A 13,257-nucleotide genomic window follows, 5' to 3' on the forward strand; every position below is an offset into this window, starting at 1 on the left:
CCTAGCCGTCCGGTCTCACAGCACGAGAGACCGGCACCTGGCGCGCCCCTGCGCCACCTATCCACCGAGGAGAAGAAATGAGAGCGACCAAGCGCAGCCTTATGCGCACGGCCATCGGCACCGCTGCCGTGGCCACCGTAGCGATCTCCCTGGCCGGCTGCGCCGGCTCCGGCGGCGACGCAGAAGGAGACAACACTTTCACGATCCTGCAGTACGAGAACCCCGAAACCGCGCAGGGCCAGGGTTGGCAGCTGGCGCTGGAGATCTTCAAGGAGAAGCACCCGGACGTCGAAGTCGACTTCCAGACGACGAGCTTCGACGCGATGCGACAGAACGCCAAGATCACCCTCACCGGCAACGACGTGCCAGACGTGATCGAGTTCAACAAGGGCAACGCCGACGGCGGTCAGCTCGCCGCGCAGGGCCTGCTCGCCCCGCTCACCGACGCCGTCGACGAGTACGGGTGGGACGAGAAGATCACCGGCGGCATGCAGGCCTTCGCGAAGTACGACGAGCAGGGCCTGGCAGGCTCCGGCGACTGGTACGGCATTCCGAACATCGGCGAGTACGTGATGTTCTACTACAACAAGGAGCTGTTCGCGCAGGCGGGCATCACCGAGGAACCCACCGACCTGGCCGAGTTCGAAGCGGCGATGGACAAGCTCCTCGCCGCCGGTATCACCCCGATCTCCTCATCCGCGGCGACCAGCCAGGGCTTCAACCAGATGTGGGTGTGGTACTCCCTGGTATCCGCCGGCGCCGACCGCGAATCGATCGACGACTTCATGTTCCTGCGCGAGCCGGTGGACTTCTCCGCCAGCCCCTGGGGAGACGGCGCCGAGAGGTTCCAGGAGTGGATCGACAAGGGCTACGTCGGCACCGAGCTGGGCGGCCTGAACTTCGAGCAGGCCACCGTGAACTTCCTCAGCGGCGAAAAGGCGATGCTCATCTGGAACCAGGGCGAGTTCGCTCGCATCCGCGAGCAGGCACCCTTCGAATGGGGCTACTTCACCCTTCCCGGCGCCAACATGCAGATGGGCTCCAGCGGCCACCTGTGGGGCGTGCCCGCCAACGCGACCAACAAGGAACTCGCGTACGACTGGATCGACATCACGTTGAGCGAAGAGGTGCAGAACAAGATCGGCCAGCTCGGCGGCCTGCCGCTCGCCGGCGACGCGTCGACCATCGAAGACGATCTCACCCGGGAGTACACGGAACGGTTCAACGAGCTCCTCGAGGCGGACACGCTGAGCTTCTACCCCGACTATCCCGTCCCTGGATTCCTGGACTTCATCCAGTCCGGCATGCAGGCCATGTCCAACGGCAACATGACCGCCGAAGAGTGGACCGCCGACCTTCAAGAGTTCTACGACGAAGGCCGCGAAGTCGCCCTAGCCGGCTGAACCTGTGGGGGCCCTCCGCTCGGCGGGCCCCCACTCCACCGGAGAAAAAACATCATGGCAACTCCCCTGAGAAATCGCCGCCGCAGCCTCGAACGCCGCGGCGCCTACTGGCTGTACCTGATCCCCCTCGCCGCAGGATTCGCTGTCGTGGTCGCCGCACCGTTCGCGATGAACGTCTACACCAGCCTGTTCCACTGGAAAGGCGGGCAAGCGCCGATGCGGTGGGCAGGTCTGGAGAACTACACCACCCTGTTCACCGACGAGACCTTCTGGCGGTCCTTCCAGAACAGCATCGCGATGATCGTCGCGATCACCGTCATCCCCACCATCATCGGCATCCTTCTCGCCGCGCTCCTGTTCGACTATCTCGGCCGCCGCTACGGCGACAAAGCGATCGCCACCCTCCGGGCGACGTACTACCTGCCGCAGATCCTGCCGATCGCGGTGGCGGGGTTCATCTGGTCCACCATCCTGAACACCCAGCAGGGCTCGCTCACCCTGATGCTCAAGAGCATCGGGATCCAGTCCCCACCTGACTGGCTGGGTGATCCGAACATCGCCATCTACTCGGTCATGCTCATGCTGGTGTGGCTCCAGATCGGCTACCCGGTCGTGATCTTCATGTCCGCACTGCAAAGGGTCGATCCGGAGCTGTACGAGGCGGCGGAGCTCGATGGCGCGGGATGGTGGCGCCGATTCCAGGCGATCACCATTCCCCAGATCCGACCCGAAATCTTCGTCGTCGTCCTCACCGCAACAATCGCTGCGCTGAAGGTGTTCGCCCCGATCCTGATCCTCACTGGCGGCGGACCCGAGAACTCGACCGTGGTGCCGTCGTACTACGCGTACCGCAACTTCTTCGAGCTGTCCCGTGTCGGCTACGGCTCAACCATCGCGACCGTGATGTCAATTGTCATCTTCATCGTCGCCGCCGTGATGCTCGCCTGGCAGCACCGCGAAACCCGGAAGGAGCACCGCTGATGACCGCAACGCTCACCCACACGCTGCCACTCAATAAGACCCGTCGCACCCCGCTGAACTGGCTCATGCTTGGGCTGGCCATTCTCGTCGCCGTCGTGATGGCCGCACCGTTCCTGCTGCTCGTGCTCAACGCCTTCAAGACCGGTGCGGACTACTCCACCAACGGACCCCTCGCCTGGCCCACAACCTTCACACTCGACGCGTTCGTGAGCTACCTCAACCGCGTCGACTTCCCCCGCGCGTTGTGGAACTCCGTCCTCAGCTCCACCATCATCGCGTTCGCCGGGACCGCCCTCGCACTGCTCGCCTCGTACGCCATTGGAATCGGCAGGATCCGGGCCAATACCGCAATCACCGCGCTTCTGCTGATCGCCACCATGGTTCCCCATGAAGCGTTGATCTACCCGCTCTTCTACGGAGCCCAGGCCACGGGCCTGCTGAACTCGATCTGGTCGATCATCATCGTGTTCACCATCCTCTGGGCCGCCTACGGCACATACATCCTCTCCAGCGTGATGTCCACCTTTCCGCGAGAAGTGCTCGAAGCCGCCGCGATCGACGGAGCCGGACGATGGCGCATCCTGTGGCAGGTGGTGTACCCCATCGTCCGCCCCACCCTGTCCGTCCTGGTCGTCTTCATCTTCATCTGGTCGTGGAACGAGTTCTACATCCCGCTCATCCTGCTCGGCGACCCCTCATCGCAGACCGTCCCGATCGCCCTCTCGACCCTGCGAGGGCAGCACTCCATCGACATCACGGTCATCAACGCCGGCTCTCTGCTCTCGCTGATCCCGACGCTGGTGTTCTTCCTCATCTTCCAACGCACCATCAGTCGCGGCGTCACCGCCGGCGCCGTCAAGTGACCCCTCCTCAAGAATCGAAAGAAGTGCAATGCCCACGCAGTGGAACGCCCTCCGCAATACCGGAAACCTTCGCAGCCGCGCCATCAACGCTGAAAACCCCACCGGAGCACCCGGATCCGCCGGCTCCGCCAGCTCACACCTCGGCCCCGGCCGCAAGGGGAGCGCCTGGTACGAACTTCCCGCCGGCGACACCCTCACCCTCGCCGACATTGACGGGCCCGGTGTCATCCGTCACATCTGGATCACCGTCACCGACAAGACACCCGCCGGCCCCTTCGTCCTACGGGACCTGGTCCTCCGCGCTTACTGGGACGGCTCCCCCCACCCCTCCGTCGAAGTCCCCCTCGGCGACTTCTTCTGCAACGGGTTCGGGGAGCGGACTTTGGTCACCTCTGAGCCGATCGTCGTCGCACCCACGGGCGGCATGAACTCCTACTTCCCCATGCCGTTCCGCACCGGGGCGCGCCTGGAACTCGCGAGTGAGCACGGCGGCGACCTCAGCCACGTGTTCTTCCAGATCGACTACACCACCGGCGACGACTTCAACCAGTGGCCCGGCTACTTCCACGCCCAGTGGCGTCGCAGCAACGGCACCACCGCGCCCGGCGAAGACCACCTCATCGTCGATGGGATCGAAGGCTCCGGCACATACGTCGGCACCTACGTCGCTCTCGCCTCGCTTCACCGATACTGGTGGGGAGAAGGCGAAGTGAAGTTCTACATCGACGACGACACCGACCTTCCCAGCCTCTGCAGCACCGGCCTCGAGGACTACGCCGGCGGCGCATGGGCCTTCCAGGACGCCCTCCGCGCAGACCCCGAACCCAACATTCTCACCTTCAGCGCCCCCTACTTCGGATACCCGTTCACGAGCGCCACCGACACCACCAAGGCGTCCGAATTCTCCACCGCCATGATGCCCATGCACGGCCTCTACCGATGGCACCTGCCCGACCCGATCTACTTCCAGGAGCGACTGCGCGTGACCGTCCAGCAGATCGGAACCTGGGAGCACGGTCTCTTCGAACGATCCGACGACATCTCCACAACCGCCTACTGGTACCAGACCACGATCAACGCCGCCTTCCCCCCCCTCCCGATGGCACAGCACCGCACGCCCCGATGACGATCGGTGGGTCACTGGCTGACGGTGCAGGCGGCCGGTGACCCACACGAGGCCACGAAAGCGCCTTCCAAAAGGTCGGCGCCGAACTCTAGAAGCCCACGGGGTCGGTAGGTCGGTCGCCTAGTCCACTCTCCGTGGCGACAGTCAAGCTCGCTATCGGGGTCGCACACCCTTATGCCGGGATCACGATCACGGCGATGGATGCCGCACGGCGATCGCACCGTCGTTGTTGGCTGGTTCTTCAACCGCCGTCGACACCACTGGTCAAAAGGGGGACGGCGATTGGTTGTAACGAGCTGGCGAGCATGCGTCACTACATCGAACAAGCACCACCTCGACGCCACAAGAAATGGCGGATCCCGACACTTCTGCGGGCAACCGCACCTCAACCCAGTTGACGGCGTGTCGAGCGCTCAATCCCTCGCGAGCCGGGTGATCGGCGGCGGTGCGTAGCTGCCGTCCAGCGCCGCCGCGGCAGGCATGTACATGCGGAGGATTGGCCGGAACGGGCCGGGCGGAGTCGGCAGCCAGTTGGCGGCCGACTCCGCATCGCCCGGCTGGGTGCGGCTGAGCCGGATCGTGATTCCCCCGTCGGCGTCCGACACGATGCCCGGTGTGCGGTCGCCGATCGAGTAGCGGTCGATCTCGTTAGCCACCATGAAGAAGTTGGGCAGGTCGTACATCGTGATCGACCAGAACGCGTCGACCGGAGGCGGCGGCGAGAGTGTCAGCTCATAGTCGTGGTCACCGGTCAGCTGCGCGCCATCTCCGTCCACGAACGTCATCTTGTACGCCGCCTCGTAACCATGGTTGCCCCAGAGCCCGGCTTTCGCGGCGACGGCACGGTCGCCGACGCGCACGCGCGGGTCTTCGATCTTCCACGCCGGGTCGTCGATCGTGCCCGGGCCGAAGAAGTCCAGGTTGTAGTCGAAGACATGCACCGTCTGCGACCACCCGTTGACGGTCTCGGTACCGCCGCTCATGAGCCGATCGATCGTCGGTCCGCCGACAGCGAACCCCGTGCCGAGTGCCGCGCGCTGCGGCGGGACCGGATCGGAGGGTGCGCGGCGCGCGGCGGAAGCGGATCCAACCGCGGCGCCGCCAGTGCACCATCGTCAGATACCGCACCGACGCCGACGACCACGCCTCCTGATGCTCCGCGGCATCGTGGTCGTGGGCGGCGAGCTCGACGAACACCTCTCGGAACGTCGGCGGCTGACCCCGTTCGCGTGTGTGACGGTGGATGAACTTGACGGCGCGACGCGCCCACACCGGCGCCGTCTCATCAGCGGTGAGCTGCGTGAACAGGGGCGCGAGATGCGGTGCCGACCACGGCTTCTCGTACACTTCAGCGTCGTTCGACACCACCCTGCAGCTCCCCTCAGCGGTCATCTCAGACCTATCACCGCCGAGCTCAGTCATGAGCACGGGCGCCGTCGGAAGCATGATCCTCGCCAGGGGAAGATGTCAGGTTCTCGCGCAAATCGGCGGGCGAGGCGGTGCTCGGCAACGGCGCCGCACCGATGACTGCTTGCAGTGCCGTGGTGTACTTCTCTCCGGTCGCCTTCATGCGTTCCCGGGCGGCATGTTGCAGTCGACGCGAGGTTCGCTTCTTCTCAGTAATGATGAGCTCCTTGGATTGTTCGGAAGCGGATCCGCGCGTTGCGCCGCCATCGCACCGTCGTCACCTTCGGCCCGACGGTGACCTCCACACCTCCCATGCGTCACCTCAGCGTGATCCGCCGGCTATTTCCACGTCGATAGCTTCCATCACGGTCTCCACGCCGGTCAGGGCGAGGACGTCGATGGGGCGGGCTCCATCGAGGTGCGAGTTGGGGCTGGTCAGCCAGACATCGATGGCGGGATCGGTCCAGAGCTCGCGCAGCCTTGCCCGAACGGCGGCGATGTCGTGCGCGATGCTCTGCTCGACGATGTCGCGTCCGAGCCGCGCGGCATCGTCGCCGAACAGCGGGCTCTCGCCCGTGGTTGTGTTCTCGCCGGTCATGCTGACGTCCTTCCCGGTTCGAGGCAGACGCTCCCGTCAGGCAGTACTCTTTGGAGTTCGCGGGTCAGGCGGGCGCCGAGGGGTGTGAGAGTCATGGGGCGGCCGCGGGCGCCTGCGGTCAGAAGGGGACCCCCGGCGTCGCGGCTGAGCCGTGCGAGCTGCTTGCTGAGGGTGCTTTGGGTTGTCCCGATTTCGGCAGCCGCGGCCCGGATGCTGTTGTGTCGGGCGGCGATCAGGAACCGGCGGGCACGCTCGATCGTGTGCCGGCCGATGAGGGTGCGGCGCAGGAGTGGCGATGCTCCCGCGAAGGGATGCGGGTGCAGGGTCGCGGCTTCGCTCGCGCTCCCAGCGGAGCGGATCGGGACCCCCGCATCTCGCAGTCGGCGACTGATCGTCGGGGTGGTGCATCCAACGAGGGCGGCGATCTGGCCGATGGTGAGCCGTTGGTCGAGGTACTGGTGGCGGAGCCACCGCTCATCGATCACATGCATGGGCGGTCGGCCACGGCGCGTCGTCGTGGATCGGTCAGCGAGCAGCCGGGAGACGGTCTGTCGGGACACCCCGGCCAGCTCGGCGAGCTCGTAGGTGCTGGAACCAGCCTGGTAGCGATCAGCGATGCCGTCCGCGCCGACGCTCGCATCGATCCGACTGCTGGAAGGCCGGGCGGGAGGCCACGACGGCTCGCCGGGGACGTCCACGGCCGGGCCGATGTCGAACTGGGCGAGCGGTGGCGTCCAAGTGAGCGGTTCGTCAATGCCGTGGGCGGCGAGGAACTCGTCGCCAATCCGGTTGAGGTCCGCGCGCAGTTTCTCGGGGATGCGGCCCACGAACCTCGTCTCTGATGCGATCGTGACGTCGCCGGCGTCCCAGCCTCTTGGCACTGCTCGCAGCGGGTTCCCGGTGATCAGACGGTACAGGTGCGCACGAGCGTGCCGGTGTCGGCGCCCCGCTCCTGGGTGCACATTGTGTCTGCTGCATAGGTCGCGCCACTGCGTGTCGGGCAGCAGTGCGCCGCAGTCGAGGTTTCGGCGACGTGCGTAGTCGATCGGTGACCCGTGAGTGTCGAGATAGGCGACGAGGCGGAGAATCACGCCCAGCGCGAGATGTTCATGTTCTCCGCGACCGAACTCGCGCATCACATTCGTGACCTGCCGCACCGGCGCTTCCGCGTCCAGCAGGGCGAGGGCGGCGGCGTGGGTCAGCCGGGTGCCGGCGAACACCACGGCCGCGGCGAGAGCGGACGCAGCGATCTCCCTATCCATGCGACCCGGAGCGAGCACCGCCGTCCACTCGTCCCACAACTGCGCGGGCACCTTCCGTGCCCTCTCCCTCGCGTCGACATCGACCAGGCCAGCGGACTGGAGGAACCCGCTGGGGCGGCGCGTGCGACCGAACGACGCCGCGATCAGCGACTGCACTTGCGGAGTGCTCAACGTGTAGGACGTGCTGGCAGCGACGCGACCCCGCAGCAACTCGATCGTGCGACCGGAGTCGCCCAATGCCGCGATGGCGATCGCCGTCCCCGCGGCCGAGGCGGCCGAGGTCGACGACGAAGACCAGGATGTGTCAATGCCTCCCCTGCGCAGATGATCGAGGAGCTCCGCGCCCAACACCGTGCCGTCAACCTGGTCGTTGCTCAGTGCGGCGCGGGCCGCGCGGGCGAGCAGGCGGACGTCCTCGAGGACACGCACCGCGGGCTGCGGGGCGTCGGCGTAGATCCCGAACCTGCCTTCCCCCGTGAACACGATCCGCATCATCGTCCGCTGGGCATGCAGCACCGCATCCGACGCGGGGATCCGATCTGTGTCGACGGTGAGATCGGCGCGGCAACGGCTCGCGATCGGCCCGACCGCCGCACCGCGCACCCGGTTGTGGCACTGGCCGGGCACGGGGATCACCGCGAGCGGATGCCCCACCTGGCGTGGATGCCGACCGCATGCGGGGCAGGAGTCGACGAGGATCCGACGATGCCGGGCGCATGCGAACGCGAACGGGAACTGCCAGGACATCCGCCACCGCCCACCCGAGTCAGCCAGACACTCCGGGCAGTATCGGCCTGCCGTACCCGCGGCAGCGCACCGGACGCTGATCCTCCCATTGCGGGTGCGGCGGATCGCGTGGCGTGCGAACTGCATCCTCGTCATCTCCTGAAACTGCGCCGCCGGGATACCCGTCGCCTGCTCCACCCGACCCGCCTGCGCATCGGTCAGTTCGGTCGCCCACGCATTCGCCATCCACCACGTCGCCGACACCGCCGTCCCATGACGCTGCTCGATCAGACCCAGCGCGCACCCAACCTCCGCGATCGTCGCCCGGTTCGCGGCCGCCAACGCCTCCACCCACGAATCAAACGGCTCATCCGGAAGCGGCCGCACCCGAAACGGCAGCACCCGCACATCGTCCGAGCGCAATACGTTGTTCGTTGTCATGCGGCGGCCGCCTCGTCGTCCTTGTTCTGGCGGCGGCGTCGTGCTTTCTGGTTCCGCACCTGCTGTTCGAGCTTCGCCTCGAGCTCACGACGTTCGGTCTCGGCGCCTTCGTCGATGCGGATGTCGTCGAGCAGTTCCCGGTCGATGACCTCCCGGCCGGTGCGGATTGCGCGGGATGCCCCGCGCCGGATCAGGTCCATCAGAGAGCCGATATTGCCGGTCGAGCGCGCGAACAAGTACCGGGACAGGTCAACCAGCATCCCGGGGCGGGCGTCGGTGAGGACGAGGGCCTGTTCGATGCCGAACAACAGCCGGTCCCATTCCTCCCTGGCCCTCTTGTGGGTGAGGGTGAATGGGCTGAGCCCGAGGACGGTCCATCGGCGGAAGGTCTGCGCCATCGCCGCTTCCTGCCCGGTGTGTCCTTCGCCGACCAGGCCGCGGGCGCGGAGGGCGACGCCGGCGAACAGGAAGGTGGCGTTGTACTCGTTCGCGAGCCACTTCAACTGGTTGGCGACCTCGACCCCGTCGCGGGTGCGCATGTTCAGGAAGTGCAAGTCGTCGACGATCACCAGCCGGGTGTCGTGGCGTTCGATGCATTCCGCCGCCGCCCGCGCCAGATCCCGACCGGCCATGGAGCGGTGCAGGATCCCGGCGGTGGCGGGGTGGGCGTAGAACCCGAGGATCATCATGTGCAGCCCCTTGATCGTCAGCCGCCCCGTCAAGGTGACGTGGCATACCGGGAGGTGCCTGACGTCCCGGTCCTGATCGAGCCATTCCCCGGTCTCGGCGATTCGCTGCTGGTGGAAGACTCGGCCGAAGTTGTTCACGACGGTCGACTTCCCGAGCGCTGGTGGGGCGTCGATCGCCGCAGCGGACTTGACCCGGTCGGAGTCCTGCAGGTTCGAATCGAGGATGTCCGCCAGTTGCAGTTCGATGTCCTCGACCTGCCGGGTGCGCAGCAGGATGTTCGCGTGCCACACCCGCCTCTCCAGGTCGTAGACGGCTCGGTCCTGCCGCGACATGCCGTCGAGCTGGTCGCGGGTGAGCGGTTCGGGGCGGCCGCGCGCGGGTCGTTCGGCGAAGTCCGTCCAGCCCTCGTAGGTGGACAGGCTTCGTTGGCGCGTCGACAGCTGCGATTCGCTGGTGGGGGTGGTCATCGGAGCATCTCCATCGGTTCGAAGTGATAGTCGCCGCGGATGGTGGGCTCGTCGATTTCGTCTTCATCGTCGTCATCCCCCGTCTCGGGCGAGTCGACGCGTCGGCGCGGGTCGCGGACGGAACCGGTCAGCTCGGTGGCGAGATCCGACGAGGCGGTCAGTTCCGCGTCGAGCATCCGCTGCACGGTGCGCAGCGACCACACCCCGTCCGGGTCCGGCTCCTTATCGTTCAGCTGCGCGGCCATCCGGGCACTCATCCGCCGCTCCGACGGGGTCAACCCGCGACCGGCGCCCCAGTCCTCGAGCAGCTGCGCGGCGACGTCATCGACCTGGGCGGGGCGGCCCTGACGGATCGCGATCTTCTTCGCGTACTCGAGCGCGTCCAGACTGAACGGAACGTCGAAGCTGCCCTTGTGCTCCCACTCGAGGGTGTGCCAAGTATGGTCCTCCGGGTCGTGGAAGTAGATCCGGGTGAGGTCGTCCGGGTTGACGAAGAACGGCCACTCGGTGCCCTTGTCGCGGTGGATCGACCGGGCCCGGTTGCGGTACTTCGCCACCGACTCGCCCGTGTAACGGAGCTTGTGGATCTCCACCCCGTAGTGGTTGAACTGCCGCTTCACCACCGGCAGCAGCTCCAACAGCACGCTCCGGTCAGTCGGCAGGCGCAGCTGCCCCGCCACGGCGAGGCCCTGGTCGTAGCGTTGCGCGGGGCTGAGCTTGACCCCGGGCAGGTGCGGGTCCTCCAACGAATTATGCGGGCGAAGGTGGTAGACGGTGGCTACCCATTCCCGGATGATCTGCTCCAGCTGCGGCACCGTGTAGACGGCCTCTGCTTCGGGGTCCTCTCCGCGGCCGGCGACGTCGGCGCCCTTGTAGCCGGGTAACTCCTGCAGCAGGTCGTCGAGGGTTCGGAAGAACCGTTCCACGGGGCTCTTGTCGGTGGGTTGATACACCCGTGCGGGTTGGATGGAGATCCCCAACCGGGCGCACCCGCTCGTGACATGCTCCGACAGGTAGGCGGAGCCGTGGTCGACGACCACGGTCTCCGGCAGGATGCCGGCGCGGGTGAAGCGGGACACTTTTGTGCGGGTCGGGTCCACCAGCAGCGTGTCGGGCAGTCCGTGGTACGGCCAGCGGGCGGATGTGGCCCAATCCGTGGGCGTGTCGAACGGTTGCAGCGCCTCCATCAGCACCCCGGCGACGTCGATCGATTTCGTCGACCCCGGTGTGAGCCGCAGCCCGAGGATGCACCGCGAATACAAGTCCATCGCGATCGTGAGATCCGCCGACACCCACTTCCCGGTCACCGGGGCCACGGCGAACACATTCAGCGGGGTGGTGTCCATCAGCACGTACTCGCCCGGCCGGACCGCCGACAGTCGTCCGTACGGCGCCGGGGGTCGGTTCGCGGTGGACCGTTTGCGTTTGGTGGGACCGGTGAACGTGCCGCGCCCTCGATCCAGCTCAGCCAACGCGTTGTACGCGCTCGCACGCGACGGACGCTTCACCGCCCCCGGGCCGTGGACGCGCTCGGTGCGCGCGTTGATCCGGTCGATGATGATCTTCTTGGACACCTTCGCTTCGGGGGTCTGCTCGTCCAGGACCGTCTGTGCGGTGGCGATCCACCGCGGGTCGAACCCGGTCAGCGCGTTCCCGGCTTGGGAGGACCGGTAGTCCATCAGACCCGCCTCCCCGGACTCCCGGTACTGCGCCACCCAGCGGCGCACGGTCCGTTCACCCTTCCCCAGTTCGGCAGCCTTCGCCGCGGTCCGCTGTCGCAGACTGTGCTGCGGGTGGTACTCCAGGCGCGGCTCACCCTCCCGCGGGATCTGCGCCGTGCCGGACTTGTATCCGGTGAGCACCTCCCGGACATGGTCGGCGCGCTCCATGGTGCGCGCCTTCGCGGAGTCGGTCGCGTCCGCCCACAGCACCCCCAGCGGAGTAGCATCCCCTTCCCTTGTGTGGCCGGGGATGTGGGCCTTCCCGCCCTCGGCGGCAGGACGCAGCACGTCGATCATCCGCAGTCGGCGGTGCCGGCCGGTGCGGTCGCGGATGATCACCGCCCCGTCAGCGATCTCCACAACCGTGCACGCCTCCCCGTCATAGACGAAATCCATCCCAGGTCGCAGCATCCAACTGTCCATCGTCATGGTTCCTCTCAAGTGAATGGTCGGTGATCGGGTGCCGTCGCTCAGGCCGCGTCACGGAGGGACGAACCGCTCTCCGCCGTCGCTCGACGATGCCGCGCCGCCGGCCGCACGATGCGCATGCCGAACACCTCCCGCAGGTACTCCTCAACGTCGTGAAACAGCTGGGCTACCGCTTCCTTGTCCTCCGCGAGTGACTGCGGGGGCACCGGCAACGCCGCGGGGATGCCCAGCACTTCGCATGCCCGTGCCGTGTCGGCTTCGCGGTCGCGCTCCGACCTCACCGGCCGGCCATTGCCGGCGGGATCCTCGAAAGGAAGGAAGGTGGTGCCAGGTCGAAGGTCGTCTCGTGCGCTCATGTCGGCTCCAATACGCTCGTCGTGCTCAACAGGTGGGACAGGTTCGTGCGCAGACGCTGGGTCCACAGCAGGTGCAGCACGAGGGAACGGGCGAACGGTGGCTCACCCGCGATCGGGGTCACGGCGCGCACCGCTTCCCCGAACGTCACAGGGGCTCCCAGCACATCCGCCGCGGCGTCGACCTGCCCGGGATCGAACTGGAAGCCGCGCCGATAGCCGGCGAGGAACTGCACATTCGCAAGCGGCACCGGATCGGGCTCGGAGCACACTCGGTACTCCCAGCCATGCGCCTCGACCTCCCGCCGCGTCCAATCCAGCGAATCCAGCACCGCCGGGATCTGCAGCTTCGCCGCCGGCTTCACATCGACAACGCACACCGACCCGTCTGGGCGCGAGAGCAGATAGTCCGGGATGTGCTTGCGGGTCGTGCCGTGATCGTCGCCCTCCATCAGGAACGGCTGCGACAGGATCCACTCCACCCGCGGGTCAAAGTCGCACAGCAGCAGATTCGCGTACTCCAGCCGCGACTCGTACCCCACCGGCGCCCGCATCGTCGCCGACCAATACGAGCCCGAGAAATGCCGCTGCCTGCGGTACCAGCGGAACTCACGCCACGGCACCGCCGCCGCGAACACCCCCAACCGGGCATCCGCCAACGCGACGACGTCGACATGACCCTGCACCGAGCGGATCCGGATCATCGACGCCGCCGAGCTCATCCCCGACCCGGCTCCCCGACCCACAGCCAGCCGCCATCGCCCGTGTCCCCGATCGGAGCCTGACGGTG

11 protein-coding genes are annotated in these 13,257 nt (G+C 66.9%); 4 read left to right on the plus strand and 7 right to left on the minus strand.

Annotated elements, in window-relative coordinates; all coding sequences use genetic code 11:
• The first annotated feature begins 77 nt into the window (after positions 1-77).
• Genes DI573_RS00070 through DI573_RS00085 form a run of 4 tightly spaced genes read left to right on the plus strand, consistent with a single transcriptional unit; the run spans position 78 to position 4,373 of the window.
• Positions 78-1,403 carry an extracellular solute-binding protein gene (locus DI573_RS00070; protein WP_292809344.1) on the plus strand — a complete coding sequence of 442 codons (1,326 nt, stop codon included), beginning with the start codon at positions 78-80 and terminating at the stop codon, positions 1,401-1,403.
• Between the two features lie 54 nt (positions 1,404-1,457).
• Entirely contained in the window at positions 1,458-2,384 is a 927-nt protein-coding gene (locus DI573_RS00075; RefSeq protein WP_292809346.1) for a sugar ABC transporter permease, read from the plus strand.
• Complete coding sequence (locus DI573_RS00080) at positions 2,384-3,247, plus strand: carbohydrate ABC transporter permease (RefSeq protein ID WP_292809349.1); 864 nt, start codon at positions 2,384-2,386, stop codon at positions 3,245-3,247. The genes DI573_RS00075 and DI573_RS00080 overlap by 1 nt, the downstream gene beginning before the upstream one ends.
• A 28-nt stretch (positions 3,248-3,275) precedes the next feature.
• Positions 3,276-4,373, plus strand: coding sequence for a glycoside hydrolase family 172 protein (locus tag DI573_RS00085; RefSeq protein ID WP_292809352.1), 1,098 nt, complete (start codon positions 3,276-3,278; stop codon positions 4,371-4,373).
• 413 nt (positions 4,374-4,786) lie between these two features.
• Here the strand turns inward: DI573_RS00085 and DI573_RS00090 are convergent, their stop codons facing one another.
• The 7 genes from DI573_RS00090 to DI573_RS00120 form a co-directional block, all read right to left on the minus strand.
• Positions 4,787-5,356: a DUF1214 domain-containing protein gene (locus tag DI573_RS00090; protein WP_292809355.1), complete on the minus strand. Its 570-nt coding sequence runs from the start codon at positions 5,354-5,356 to the stop codon at positions 4,787-4,789.
• Between the two features lie 746 nt (positions 5,357-6,102).
• The gene (locus DI573_RS00095; RefSeq protein WP_292809357.1) at positions 6,103-6,378 is read right to left on the minus strand and encodes an MbcA/ParS/Xre antitoxin family protein; all 276 of its coding nucleotides are present in this window, start codon (positions 6,376-6,378) and stop codon (positions 6,103-6,105) included.
• Positions 6,375-8,807, minus strand: a complete 2,433-nt coding sequence (locus DI573_RS00100; protein ID WP_292809359.1) for a TniQ family protein — start codon at positions 8,805-8,807, stop codon at positions 6,375-6,377. The genes DI573_RS00095 and DI573_RS00100 overlap by 4 nt, the downstream gene beginning before the upstream one ends.
• Positions 8,804-9,964, minus strand: coding sequence for a TniB family NTP-binding protein (locus tag DI573_RS00105; protein WP_292809361.1), 1,161 nt, complete (start codon positions 9,962-9,964; stop codon positions 8,804-8,806). The genes DI573_RS00100 and DI573_RS00105 overlap by 4 nt, the downstream gene beginning before the upstream one ends.
• Positions 9,961-12,114: a DDE-type integrase/transposase/recombinase gene (locus DI573_RS00110; RefSeq protein ID WP_292809363.1), complete on the minus strand. Its 2,154-nt coding sequence runs from the start codon at positions 12,112-12,114 to the stop codon at positions 9,961-9,963. Before DI573_RS00110 ends, DI573_RS00105 begins: the two co-directional genes overlap by 4 nt.
• Before the next feature lie 41 nt (positions 12,115-12,155).
• Entirely contained in the window at positions 12,156-12,470 is a 315-nt protein-coding gene (locus DI573_RS00115; RefSeq protein ID WP_292809366.1) for a hypothetical protein, read from the minus strand.
• Complete coding sequence (locus DI573_RS00120) at positions 12,467-13,171, minus strand: TnsA-like heteromeric transposase endonuclease subunit (protein ID WP_292809369.1); 705 nt, start codon at positions 13,169-13,171, stop codon at positions 12,467-12,469. The genes DI573_RS00115 and DI573_RS00120 overlap by 4 nt, the downstream gene beginning before the upstream one ends.
• Between the last annotated feature and the right edge of the window lie 86 nt (positions 13,172-13,257).

The sequence above is a fragment of the Microbacterium sp. genome (assembly GCF_003248605.1).
Classification (GTDB): Bacteria; Actinomycetota; Actinomycetes; order Actinomycetales; family Microbacteriaceae; genus Microbacterium.